The sequence below is a fragment of the Streptomyces sp. NPDC048111 genome, assembly GCF_043202815.1.
In the GTDB taxonomy this organism is placed as follows: Bacteria; Actinomycetota; Actinomycetes; order Streptomycetales; family Streptomycetaceae; genus Streptomyces.
On the sequence record NZ_JBIDBD010000037.1, the window covers coordinates 1 to 11,836 of the forward strand.

General features: G+C 71.1%; 10 protein-coding genes and 1 riboswitch. Of the genes, 8 read left to right on the forward strand and 2 right to left on the reverse strand.

The genetic code is table 11. The features are described from left to right. Positions 1–273 precede the first annotated feature (273 nt). Both ACGF3I_RS31985 and otsB read left to right on the forward strand, forming a co-directional pair. Entirely contained in the window at positions 274–525 is a 252-nt protein-coding gene (locus tag ACGF3I_RS31985) for a DUF3263 domain-containing protein (RefSeq protein WP_393138221.1), read from the forward strand. A 116-nt stretch (positions 526–641) separates the two neighbouring features. Continuing rightward, complete coding sequence (gene otsB / locus ACGF3I_RS31990; protein ID WP_393138223.1) at positions 642–1,481, forward strand: trehalose-phosphatase; 840 nt, start codon at positions 642–644, stop codon at positions 1,479–1,481. A gap of 549 nt (positions 1,482–2,030) precedes the next feature. Here the strand turns inward: otsB and ACGF3I_RS31995 are convergent. Then, positions 2,031–3,524 carry a trehalose-6-phosphate synthase gene (locus ACGF3I_RS31995; protein WP_393138225.1) on the reverse strand — a complete coding sequence of 498 codons (1,494 nt, stop codon included), beginning with the start codon at positions 3,522–3,524 and terminating at the stop codon, positions 2,031–2,033. A gap of 108 nt (positions 3,525–3,632) precedes the next feature. Beyond that, entirely contained in the window at positions 3,633–4,580 is a 948-nt protein-coding gene (locus tag ACGF3I_RS32000; protein WP_393138227.1) for a glucosyl-3-phosphoglycerate synthase, read from the reverse strand. Positions 4,581–4,712: 132 nt separating this feature from the next. Further along, positions 4,713–4,867: riboswitch (SAM riboswitch) on the forward strand. Positions 4,868–4,883: 16 nt separating this feature from the next. Between ACGF3I_RS32000 and thrC the strand changes: the two genes are divergently transcribed. The 6 genes from thrC to ACGF3I_RS32030 all read left to right on the forward strand — a co-directional run bounded on the left by thrC (position 4,884) and on the right by ACGF3I_RS32030 (position 11,538). After that, complete coding sequence (gene thrC / locus ACGF3I_RS32005) at positions 4,884–6,170, forward strand: threonine synthase (RefSeq protein ID WP_393138229.1); 1,287 nt, start codon at positions 4,884–4,886, stop codon at positions 6,168–6,170. A 31-nt stretch (positions 6,171–6,201) separates the two neighbouring features. Then, positions 6,202–6,477: a MoaD/ThiS family protein gene (locus ACGF3I_RS32010; RefSeq protein ID WP_393138231.1), complete on the forward strand. Its 276-nt coding sequence runs from the start codon at positions 6,202–6,204 to the stop codon at positions 6,475–6,477. 426 nt (positions 6,478–6,903) lie between these two features. Then, positions 6,904–7,107, forward strand: coding sequence for a cold-shock protein (locus ACGF3I_RS32015; protein WP_005315736.1), 204 nt, complete (start codon positions 6,904–6,906; stop codon positions 7,105–7,107). Positions 7,108–8,240: 1,133 nt separating this feature from the next. Then, on the forward strand, positions 8,241–9,863 hold the full coding sequence (gene groL / locus ACGF3I_RS32020; protein WP_393138233.1) for a chaperonin GroEL: 1,623 nt from the start codon (positions 8,241–8,243) through the stop codon (positions 9,861–9,863). 290 nt (positions 9,864–10,153) lie between these two features. Further along, positions 10,154–10,909, forward strand: coding sequence for a DUF4097 domain-containing protein (locus ACGF3I_RS32025; protein ID WP_393138235.1), 756 nt, complete (start codon positions 10,154–10,156; stop codon positions 10,907–10,909). A 107-nt stretch (positions 10,910–11,016) separates the two neighbouring features. Beyond that, positions 11,017–11,538, forward strand: a complete 522-nt coding sequence (locus tag ACGF3I_RS32030) for a hypothetical protein (protein ID WP_393138237.1) — start codon at positions 11,017–11,019, stop codon at positions 11,536–11,538. The last annotated feature ends 298 nt before the right edge of the window (positions 11,539–11,836 follow it).

Below are 11,836 nucleotides of genomic sequence, written 5' to 3' on the forward strand. Positions count from 1 at the left end.
CGGGGGCTGCGCCCCCTGCACCCCCCTTTCGCGCCTGAACGGCGCTCGTCCTCAATCGCCGGACGGGCTGAGGTGACCGGTGCGGGCCAGCACCGGTGCTGTTAGGGGCGCGGGGAACTGCGCGACCAGCCACGCACGATCCGCAGACGACCGAGGGTTGGGGGCGCGAGGAACTGCGCGAGAAGCGACCACGGTCCGCAGGGCACGCTCGCGCCCCCGGAGGGTCTCGGGAAGGGGCGGGGTGGGGGCAGAACAAAAGCTACGGTGAACCCCATGGCCCACGACCCCCTGGACCCCCCGAACTCCCTGAACCCCCAAGCCCAAGCCGTACTCCACATGGAGTCCCGCCCATGGCCCACCCCCGGCGCCAAGGAACGAGCCATCCGCGAGGAACTCGACATCTCCCCCACCCGCTACTACCAGCTCCTCAACGCCCTCCTCGACGACCCCCGCGCCCTCGCCCACGCCCCCGTCACGGTCAACCGCCTCCGCCGAGCCCGCCAAGCGCAACGCGACAGCCGCTGACACCCGGCCACCGCCACCAGCACCCCCGGCCGGAGGGCACCCTGCACCGCCGCCGCCCCGTTGCGCCACCCATGCCCCCCACCCCCGTCCCGCCACCCCCCGATAGGGTCGGACCCATGGGAAGCCAACCGGAACCCCTCCCGACCCCCGCCACCCCGTCCGGCCGCGACGGCCTGGCCGCGATCCTCCGGCGCCCGGACCGGGCCGTGATCGCCATCGACTTCGACGGCACGCTCGCCGAGATCGTCGCCGACCCGGAGAAGGCCCGGGCCCACCCCGACGCCGTACCGGCACTCGCCGCCCTCGCCCCGCACGTGGCGTCCGTCGCCGTGATCACCGGCCGCCCGGCCGGCGTCGCGGTCCGCCACGGCGGCTTCGCGGGCGTACCCGGCCTGGAGCACCTCGTGGTCCTGGGCCACTACGGCGCGGAGCGCTGGGACGCCGTCACCGGCACCGTCCACACCCCCGCCCCCCACCCCGGAGTGGCCGCCGCCCGCGCGGAACTCCCCGGGTTCCTCGACGCACAGGGTGCCTGGCGTGGCACCTGGGTGGAGGAGAAGGGGCAGGCCGTGGCCGTGCACACGCGCCGCGCCAGCGACCCGCAGGCCGCGTTCGAGGCCCTGCGCGAACCCCTCGCCGACCTCGCGACCCGGCACGGCCTGATCCTCGAACCCGGCCGCATGGTCCTGGAGTTGAGGCCCCCCGGCATGGACAAGGGAGTGGCCCTGGCCGCGTACGTACGGGAGGTGGGTGCGGAATCGGTCCTGTACGCGGGCGACGACCTGGGCGACCTGCCCGCGTTCGCGGCCGTGGAGAAGCTCCGCTCGGACGGTACGCCTGGGCTGCTGGTGGCCGCGGACACAGTCATCACCGACCTCGCCGACCAGGCCGACCTGACCCTGTCCGGCCCCGCCGAAGTAACCAGCTTCCTGAAGTCCCTGTCGACCCACATGTAACCCCGAGAGCGCTGGCTCGCCCCCACCCCCTCGATCGTGCGCCGACCGTGCCCGCGTTTCGCGCGTTCCCCGCACCCCTAACCCCGGCCATGTGCGGACCGTGCTCGCGTCTCGCGCGTTCCCCGCACCCCCAACCCCTCGGCCACGTGCGGACCGTGCTCGCTTCTCGCGCAGTTCCCCGCGCCCCTAACAGGACCGGTGCTGGTCCGCATGCGCATCCTCAGCCCGTCCGGCGTTTGAGGACGAGCGCCGTTCAGGCGCGAAAGGGGGGTTCGGGGGCGCAGCCCCTGAGCAGGGGTGCAGGGGGCGCAGCCCCCGCCGGGGTTCGAGGGGCGGAGCCCCTCAGGGGGTCTGGGGCGCAGCCCCAGGGGCCGGACCCTTCCAGCCCGCCGCACGGGCGGGTGGGTGGGCAAGCGCCGCCGGGGTCTGGGGCGGAGCCCCAGGGAGCCGGGCCAGCCAACCCCCGTCACGGGCGGGCGGGTGGGTAAACCCCCCGGGGCCCCGGGGCGCAGCCCCGCTGGGGGAAGCGAGGGGGCGGCGCCGAGCCCCCTAGACCCCCAACCCCTCCAACTGCTCCAGGAACCACCGCCGAGGCACCAACCCCACCCCCGCCGCAGCCAACCGCTTGGTCCGCTCCGCCCGCTCCCCCTCCGGCATGGACAGCCCGGCGTGCAGCGCGGCCGCCGTCCCCGTCACGTCGTACGGGTTCACGACGAGCGCGTCCTCGCCCAGCTCCTCGTACGCCCCCGCCTCCCGCGACAGCACCAGGACGCACCCCGCGTCGGACACCACCGGCACCTCCTTCGCCACCAGGTTCATCCCGTCGCGCACGGGGTTCACCAGGGCCACGTCCGCAAGCCGGTACGCGGCGAGGGAGCGCGCGAAGTCGTCCTGGACGTGCAGCACGACCGGCGTCCAACTCGCCGTCCCGTACGTGGAGTTGATGTCCTCGGCGACGCGTGCGACCTCCTCGGTGTACTCCCGGTACACCGCCAGGTCCTGTCGCGAGGGGTAGGCGAAGGCCACGTGCACGACCCGTTCGCGCCACTCGGGGTGGGTGTCCAGCAGGTGCCGGTAGGCGAGCAGGCCTCGCACGATGTTCTTGGACAGCTCGGTGCGGTCGACCCGCACGATCGTCCTGCGGCCGGCCCCGATCTGCTCGCGGAGCGCGGCCATCCGCTCCTCGACGTCCGCCTCGTGCGCCCGGCGCCGCAGGAAGTCCCCGTCCGCCCCGAGCGGATGCACGGCCACCACGGTCTCGCGCCCGGCCCCGGCCGAACCGGCCCCGTCCGAGCCCCCCGCCCCGTGCCGGAAGAACGACCGTCCCTCCTCACCCGCGCCCGGACGGCACACCTCGCCCTCGCCCGGCTCCAGCACCCCCGCCACCGAGTCCAGGAACGCCGAGGCCCACCGGCGGGTGAGGAACCCGAGCCGGTCGGCGCCCAGCATCCCGCGCAGCAGCCGGCGCGCGATGTCGTCGGGCAGCATCCGGAAGTAGTCCACCGGCGCCCACGGCGTGTGCGAGAAGTGGCCGATGCGCAGGTCCGGCCGCAGCTCGCGGAGCATCCCCGGCACCAGCGCCAGGTGGTAGTCCTGCACCAGGACGCGCGCCCCGTCCGCCGCCTCGGCCGCCAGTGCCTCGGCGAAGGCCCGGTTGTACTCCTCGTACGACGCCCACTGGCGCCGGAACTCCGCGTCGAAGACGGGCTCGAAGGGCGTCTGGTAGAGCATGTGCTGGACGAACCACAGCACCGAGTTCGCGATGCCGTTGTACGCGTCGGCGAAGACGTCGGGATCGATGTCCAGCATCCGGACACCCGGCTCACCGACCCCCTGGCGCACCGCCTCCCGGTCGCCCTCGGTGAGTGCCGCGCACACCCATACCGAGTCCGCGTCGGAGCCGATCGCGCTGAGCCCGGAGACGAGCCCGCCCCCGCCCCGCTTGGAGGCGAGGGAGCCGTCGTCGTTCAGGGCGTACGAGACGGGGCCGCGGTTGGAGGCGACGAGTACCTGGGCGAGGGGGTGTGCGTGCGGGGTGACCATGTTGCGGAACCTAGCCCGCCCCGCAATCTCTCAAACACCCGTACGCCCACCGCGAAGCCCCCGAACCGGCCACCGTCCCGTTCCCCGAACCGGCCACCGTCCCGTCCCTCAAGCGGCCCGGTGCACCGCGTACTCCTCGATCTCCCGCATCGGCGGCCGCTCCTCCGTGTCCACCGCGTACGTCCGCGGTACGAAGCCCTCCTCGCCCCGCTCGAACTGGGTGAGCTCCGGACGTACGAGATGGCCGCGCGACAGGCGCAGCTGGGCGGTGCGGTAGATCGCGGCGGCCATCCTGCCGAGCGCCTGCCCGTCCTGGTGGCGGTGGCGGCGCACGCCCACGTCCACCTGGGCCAGCGCGTCCAGGCCCACCGTGTGCAGCGCGTCCACGAGCAGTGCGAGCTCCACGCCGTACCCGACCGGGAACGGCAGCCGTTCCAGGAGCGAGCGCCTGGCCGCGTACTCGCCGCCCAACGGCTGGACGATTCCCGCCAGTTGGGGCCAGTGCAGATTGAGCAGCGGACGCGCCACCAGTTCGGTGACCCGGCCGCCCTGACCCCCCGTGGTCCCGAGGGGCCGGTCGTACATCGCCTTGACGAAGTCCACGCCGGGGTCGGTCAGGAGCGGCCCGACGATGCCGGAGACGAACGCCGCGTCGAAGTCCTTCAGGTCGGCGTCGACGAAGCACACGATGTCGCCGCTGGTCACCAGGAGCGAGCGCCACAGGACCTCGCCCTTGCCCGGCAGGGCCGGAACGCGCGGCAGGATCGTGTCCCGGTGCACGACCCGCGCCCCGGCCGCCGCCGCGACCTCGGCCGTACGGTCGGTGGAGCCGGAGTCGACGACCACCAGCTCGTCCACGAGCGGCACGGTGTCGGTCATCAGCTCGCGCCGGATCGCGGCCACGATGTCACCGACCGTGGCCTCCTCGTCGAGCGCGGGCAGGACGACACTGACGGTCGTCCCCGTGCGGTGTTTCGCGGCCAGGATCCGGTCGATGGGCCGGTCGGCCGCGGACCAGGAACGCCTGCTCAGCCAGCGTTCCACCTCTTCCAGCACGGTCCTGGGCCTCCTCGTGTGATCCATCTCGCGGTTCGGACGACTATCTCAACCGTCCGGGGCTTCGGTTACAGTCTTGAACAACGCGGACGACGCTCGCATGCCGGGGTCGTCACGCCGACAATCGAATACCGCTCATCCAGAGGGGCAGAGGGAAACGGCCCGTTGAAGCCCCGGCAACCCTCCAGTCGGTTCTCGTCGATCGCACAGATCAAGACACGGGGCCACCGGCTAGGGAAGGTGCCAAATCCGTCTCATGGCGAGGTTCGCCATGAGGAAGATGAGGAGAAAGGGCCTCCCTCCATGTCTGCACAGACTGTTGCCTCCCGCACCGCCGTCGACCTCGGTCCCGCGTCCGGGCTTTCCTGCCGCGAGTGCGGCGAGCGTTTCGAACTTGGCCCGATCTTCGCCTGCGAACTGTGTTTCGGACCGCTCGAAGTGGCTTATGACCTGCCGCTCGGCGACCCCGAGGCGCTGCGCAAGCAGATCGAGTCCGGTCCCGAGAACATCTGGCGTTACGCCCCGCTGCTGCCCGTCCCCGCGGACGTCGCCGACAAACCGAACCTGAACCCCGGCTTCACCAAGCTCGTCAAGGCCGAGAACCTGGCCCGCGAGCTGGGCGTCGAGCCCGGCAAGCTGTTCGTCAAGGACGACTCCGGCAACCCGACGCACTCCTTCAAGGACCGTGTCGTCGCCCAGGCCCTCGAGGCCGCCCGAGCCTTCGGCTTCACCACGCTCTCCTGCTCCTCCACCGGAAACCTGGCCGGAGCCGTCGGCGCCGCCGCCGCCCGGGCCGGCTTCCGCTCCTGCGTGTTCATCCCGCACGACCTGGAGCAGGGCAAGGTCGTCATGGCCGCGGTGTACGGCGGCGAGCTCGTCGGCATCGAGGGCAACTACGACGACGTCAACCGCTTCTGCTCCGAGCTCATCGGCGACCCGCTGGGCGAGGGCTGGGGCTTCGTCAACGTCAACCTGCGGCCGTACTACGGCGAGGGTTCCAAGACGCTGGCGTACGAGATCTGCGAGCAGCTCGGCTGGCAGCTCCCCGACCAGCTGGTCATCCCGATCGCCTCGGGCTCCCAGCTCACCAAGATCGACAAGGGCCTCCAGGAGCTGATCAAGCTCGGCCTGGTCGAGGACAAGCCGTACAAGATCTTCGGCGCCCAGGCCGAGGGCTGCTCCCCGGTGTCGACCGCCTTCAAGGCCGGCCACGACGTCGTACGCCCGCAGAAGCCCGACACCATCGCCAAGTCGCTCGCCATCGGCAACCCGGCGGACGGCCCCTACGTCCTGGACATCGCGCGCCGCACGGGCGGTGCGGTGGAGGACGTGAACGACGAGCAGATCGTGGACGCCATCAAGCTGCTCGCCCGCACCGAGGGCATCTTCGCGGAGACCGCGGGCGGTGTGACGGTCGGCGTGACGCGCAAGCTCATCGAGGCCGGCCTCCTCGACCCGTCGCTCACCACCGTCGTGCTCAACACCGGTGACGGGCTCAAGACCCTGGACGCGGTGGCGGCCACCTCCCAGGCGACCGCGACCATCCGTCCCAGCCTGGACGCCTTCCGCGACGCGGGCCTCGCCCACTGAGCACTGCCGAACGACTAGGAGCACCGACACCATGAGCGTGAACGTCCGCATCCCCACCATCCTGCGCACCTACACGGGCGGCCAGGCCGAGGTCGCCGCCGAGGGCACCACCCTCGCCGAGGTCATCGCCGACCTGGAGAAGAACCACACGGGCATCGCCGCGCGCGTCCTGGACGACCAGGGCAAGCTGCGCCGCTTCGTCAACGTGTACGTCAACGACGACGACGTCCGCTTCGAGCAGGGCCTGGAGACGGCCACGCCCGACGGTGCCGGTGTCTCGATCATCCCGGCGGTCGCTGGCGGCTGAACGCCGCAGCACCCCTGCACCCGCCGAACGCCGCGCGCGGTATTCGGAATTGCCCCCTCCGCACGAGAAGCGGAGGGGGCAATTCAACATGGTTGAGCGGGGTACAGTTGGGGAAGCCCCTTCGCTTCGTGTGCCGAGCGCATATGAGAACGCGACAACATGGGGTCAAAGTGTGAGAGCCCTTTGCGCCTTAAGTGCGCTTTGCCCGGCCCGACTTGCCCCGGAATGTTGAATTGATGGCATTCCGCTCTCCTCGCGTGCCCGGAATTCTCGTCCGATTGACCTGTTGCAGAGGGCAGTTGGGCAGATACATTCAGCCGCGGTCGACGCGTTCCGGCGCACACCCTCTCCTGTCGGAGGGTGCAGGTCTGACCCGGGTCCGCGAAGTGTGGTCCCGTGCAAGGGCCAGTAATAGGGGAGTTAGGCATGGCTCAGGGCACCGTCAAGTGGTTCAACGCGGAGAAGGGGTACGGCTTCATCGCGGTCGACGGTGGTGCGGATGTTTTCGTCCACTACAGCGCGATCCAGATGGACGGTTACCGCACCCTTGAAGAAGGTCAGCGAGTCGAGTTCGAGATCTCGCAGGGCCAGAAGGGTCCGCAGGCGGACATGGTCAAGCTCGCCGTCTGATCTCGGCGCGATCGACCACCGACGCAAGCAGGCATGAAGGGGGCCACCCCCAAAGGTGGCCCCCTTCACGCATCCCCTCCCCCTGGGGCTCCGCCCCGGGCCCCGAGCGCTTGCCCGGCCGCCCGTGCAGGGTTCGAAGGGCGCGGGCCCCTGCGGCTCCGCCCCAGACCCCGGGGGCGCTTGCCCACCGGCCCGCCCGTGACGGGGGTTGGCTGGGCACCGGCTCCCTGGGGCTGCGCCCCAGACCCCGAGGCGCTTGCCCACCCGCCCGCCCGTGCAGGGGGTTGTATCGGCTGAGCCCTGGGGCTGCGCCCCAGACCCCCCAGGGGGCTTGCCCACCCGCCCGCCCGTGACGCGGGTTGAAGGGTTCGGCCCCTGGGGCTGCGCCCCAGACCCGCTGAGGGGCTCCGCCCCTCGAACCCCGGCGGGGGCTGCGCCCCCTGCACCCCCGCTTTCGCGCCTGAACGGCGCTCGTCCTCAATCGCCGGACGGGCTGAGGTGGCCGATGCGGGCCAGCACCAGTGCTGCTAGGGGCGCGGGGAACTGCGCGAGAAGCGACCGCGGTCCGCACACGACCGCGGAGCCAAGGGGTGCGGGGAACTGCGCAACCCCCGGGCACCCCCAGCCCTGCCAGGGGCGCGGGGAACTGCGCGAGCAAGCGGGCACGGTCCGCATGCGACCGAGGTTTTTGGGGGCGCGGGGAACTGCGCGAGAAGCGACCACGGCCCGCAGGGGAGAGGGGGTTCGAGGGGCGCGGGGAACGGCGCGAGGAGCGAGCACGGCCCGCACACGGACGAGGGGTTGAGGGGCGCGGGGAACTGCGCACACCCCGGGCCCCGGGGGGCGGGCGGCCCCGGGTGGCATCCGCGGGCCCCCGGGGCGGCGCCCCCGGGACAGGCCGACCCGCAGGGCAAATCAGAGCGCCCGGTTCAAGAGACTCGCTTGCACTCGCAGGTGCCGAGTGCTAATCATTGGGCTTAGCACTCTCCAGGTGAGAGTGACAGAACTTGGATCGGGCCAGTGAGGCCCGCAACCCGGGTGGGGCAAGGAACCACAAGGGCTGCAGGCCGTCCGTCGCGGGCACGAGCGCGATCCACGAAGAACGCCACCCCTGTCCGGGAGGACCACTTCACATGGCCAAGATCATCGCGTTCGACGAGGAGGCACGGCGCGGTCTCGAGCGCGGGATGAACCAGCTCGCCGACGCCGTCAAGGTCACCCTCGGCCCCAAGGGCCGCAACGTCGTCCTCGAGAAGAAGTGGGGCGCCCCCACGATCACCAACGATGGTGTTTCCATCGCCAAGGAGATCGAGCTCGAGGACCCGTACGAGAAGATCGGCGCCGAGCTGGTCAAGGAAGTCGCCAAGAAGACGGACGACGTCGCCGGTGACGGAACGACCACCGCGACCGTCCTCGCCCAGGCCCTGGTGCGCGAGGGTCTGCGCAACGTCGCCGCCGGCGCCAACCCGATGGCCCTGAAGCGCGGCATCGAGAAGGCCGTCGAGGCCGTCTCCGCCGCCCTCCTGGAGCAGGCGAAGGATGTCGAGACCAAGGAGCAGATCGCTTCGACGGCCTCCATCTCCGCCGCCGACACCCAGATCGGCGAACTCATCGCCGAGGCGATGGACAAGGTCGGCAAGGAAGGCGTCATCACGGTCGAGGAGTCGCAGACCTTCGGTCTCGAGCTCGAGCTCACCGAGGGCATGCGCTTCGACAAGGGCTACATCTCGGCGTACTTCGCCACCGACATGGAGCGTATGGAGGCGTCGCTCGACGACCCGTACATCCTGATCGTCAACTCGAAGATCAGCTCGGTCAAGGACCTGCTGCCGCTCCTCGAGAAGGTCATGCAGTCCGGCAAGCCGCTGCTGATCATCGCCGAGGACGTCGAGGGCGAGGCCCTGTCGACCCTGGTCGTCAACAAGATCCGTGGCACCTTCAAGTCCGTCGCCGTCAAGGCCCCGGGCTTCGGTGACCGCCGCAAGGCCATGCTCGGCGACATCGCCATCCTCACGGGCGGCACCGTCATCTCCGAGGAGGTCGGCCTCAAGCTGGAGAACGCCGGTCTCGACCTGCTCGGCCGCGCCCGCAAGGTCGTCATCACCAAGGACGAGACGACGATCGTCGACGGCTCCGGTGACAGCGACCAGGTCCAGGGCCGCGTCAACCAGATCCGCGCCGAGATCGAGAACAGCGACTCGGACTACGACCGCGAGAAGCTCCAGGAGCGCCTCGCCAAGCTCGCCGGCGGCGTGGCCGTCATCAAGGCGGGCGCGGCCACCGAGGTCGAGCTCAAGGAGCGCAAGCACCGCATCGAGGACGCCGTTCGCAACGCGAAGGCGGCCGTCGAGGAGGGCATCGTCGCCGGTGGTGGCGTGGCCCTGCTCCAGGCTTCCGCGGTCTTCGAGAAGCTTGAGCTCGACGGTGACGAGGCGACCGGCGCCAACGCCGTGAAGCTCGCCCTGGAGGCCCCGCTCAAGCAGATCGCCGTCAACGGTGGTCTCGAGGGTGGCGTCGTCGTGGAGAAGGTGCGCAACCTGGCCGTCGGCCACGGTCTGAACGCCGCGACCGGCGAGTACGTCGACATGATCGCCGAGGGCATCATCGACCCGGCGAAGGTCACGCGCTCCGCGCTGCAGAACGCCGCCTCCATCGCGGCGCTCTTCCTCACCACCGAGGCCGTCATCGCCGACAAGCCGGAGAAGGCCGCCGCGGCCGCTCCGGGCGGCATGCCGGGCGGTGACATGGACTTCTGAGCCCCGGCTCAGCAGCTCCTGGTCGTAACCGAGGGCGGCACCCCCATCGCGGGGGTGCCGCCCTCGGGCGTTCCCCGAACCTCTCCCGCACGTCCACCTCCGAACCTCTCCCGCACTTCTTCCGGACTTCTCCCGTGGTTCGCGCAGTGTGCGGGGTTCGGTTTTCCCACCCATCGAAGGTGGTGCTGGCTCCATGGTGAAGGCCTTCGGGCGGGGCTAACTTGGTGATCGGAGGGCGCGACCGGCCCTGATCGGCACACAGCCGACTGACGTACACCTGGGGGAGTTTCATGCGTACCGCACGCCGGCTGATCCGTACCGTCGCGGCAGCGAGCCTGACCGCGCTCGCGGTCGTCGCGCTGGGCGCGTGCGGCTCGATGGACGCGATGGGCGACACGACGTTCAAGGACGACGCGAAGCTCAAGGACCGCATCACCGCGGTACGCATAGACGGCCGAGCGGACGGCTTCCGGGTGCGCGGCAAGAACAAGCTGACCCAGGCGTCCGTGCACCGCGAGGTCACCTACCGGGGCAAGTCGAAGCCGCAGGATCCGACGTTCCGGGTGGACAACGGCGTACTGGTCCTCGGCGGTTGCGCGGGCCACTGCTCGGTGGACTACGTGGTGGACGTCCCGGCGGGCGTCCCCGTCACGGGCACGACACGAGCGGGCCGGCTGAGCCTGTCGTCCGTGGGTCAGGTGCAGGTGTCCACCGACGACGGCGGAGTGAAGGTGCGCGGCGCGACGGGCCCGGTCGACATCCGCACGAGCAACGGCGCGATCGACGCGGACGGCCTGAAGGGCGCGAACACCACGGCCACCACATCGAACGGCTCGATCTCCCTCTCGCCCGACACGGCCCAGGACATCACGGCCCGCTCCAGCAACGGCAGCATCACGGTGACGGCCCCGCGCGCCCCCTACCGCGTCTCGGCCCGCACCAGCCACGGCCGCCAGGCTCTCGGCATACCCGACGACCCCTCCGCCCCCCACCACCTGACGCTGACGAGCGCCAACGGCGGCATCACCCTGAAGCAAGCCAAGTAGCCTCGGCGAACCGCCACCCCACCCCCGCCTCGGACCGTCACCGGCCGTCACACTCCGCGCCCATTCGGACGCGAAGCGCAACAAGTGACGACTAAGGTGGGAGCCAAGTGCGCAACAAGGGAGGGGTGTTGGCGACGAGCGAGGATGAGGGAGCGCCGCATCCACCGCCCCGGATGTTCGGCGTGCTGGACGTGGGGGCCGCGGCGGCGGGCGACGTGGTCGCCGAGCTGTCGTCCTTCACGACGTTCCGGCGCCGGGTGGACGAACTGCTCCGCACCCTCAAAGGGTCACCGGCCGGCCCGCACGAAGTGGGTCAACAGCGCGTGGCCCGCGACCAGTTCGGCGGCGGGGCCGCCGCCTTCCACGAGGCATCGGGCCTGTTCGCCTCCTACGACAGGGTGATCGCCGAACTGGAAACCCTGTCGACTCTGCTGGCGGACTCCCTTGAAGGCATGGGCATCGCGGTCCTCGCCTCGCACGAGGGCTACCAGAACATTGACGAGGACGTCCGCCGACGGATGGCCGCGATCAGCGAGGAGACCAGAAAGCACTACGGCCCCGCCCCTGCCCGGCCCGCCCCGGCCCCGGGCAAGCCCCGCCCCGGCGGCGACACCGGAGGCACGATCTGATGGGCGCGAGCACCCCCTTCGAGGGAATGAGCCACGAGGCGATGCTGGCCTGGCTGGACCGGGCGAACGGAGGCACGGTCCAACAAGCGGCCGACCGGCTGGCCGCCGCGGCCCAGGAGATCCGCACGATCGCGGACGACCTGAAGGTCCGCCCCCAGTGGGTGGAGTGGAAGGGTGCGGGCGCGGACGCGTTCCGCACCTGGAGCGCGGACCTGGCCAACGCCGCGCTCCGCCTGGGCGACTTCAGCGAAGGCTCCGCAAAATGGCTGACCCAGGCCGCATCCGCCATCGCCACGGC

Bases quoted from the DNA above. Each gene is read 5' to 3' on its own strand.
- ACGF3I_RS32025 (WP_393138235.1), top strand. From the start codon at position 10,154: ATGCGTACCGCACGCCGGCTGATCCGTACCGTCGCGGCAGCGAGCCTG.
- ACGF3I_RS32010 (WP_393138231.1), top strand. From the start codon at position 6,202: ATGAGCGTGAACGTCCGCATCCCCACCATCCTGCGCACCTACACGGGC.
- otsB (WP_393138223.1), top strand. From the start codon at position 642: ATGGGAAGCCAACCGGAACCCCTCCCGACCCCCGCCACCCCGTCCGGC.
- ACGF3I_RS32015 (WP_005315736.1), top strand. From the start codon at position 6,904: ATGGCTCAGGGCACCGTCAAGTGGTTCAACGCGGAGAAGGGGTACGGC.
- groL (WP_393138233.1), top strand. From the start codon at position 8,241: ATGGCCAAGATCATCGCGTTCGACGAGGAGGCACGGCGCGGTCTCGAG.
- ACGF3I_RS31985 (WP_393138221.1), top strand. From the start codon at position 274: ATGGCCCACGACCCCCTGGACCCCCCGAACTCCCTGAACCCCCAAGCC.
- thrC (WP_393138229.1), top strand. From the start codon at position 4,884: ATGTCTGCACAGACTGTTGCCTCCCGCACCGCCGTCGACCTCGGTCCC.
- ACGF3I_RS31995 (WP_393138225.1), bottom strand. From the start codon at position 3,524: ATGGTCACCCCGCACGCACACCCCCTCGCCCAGGTACTCGTCGCCTCC.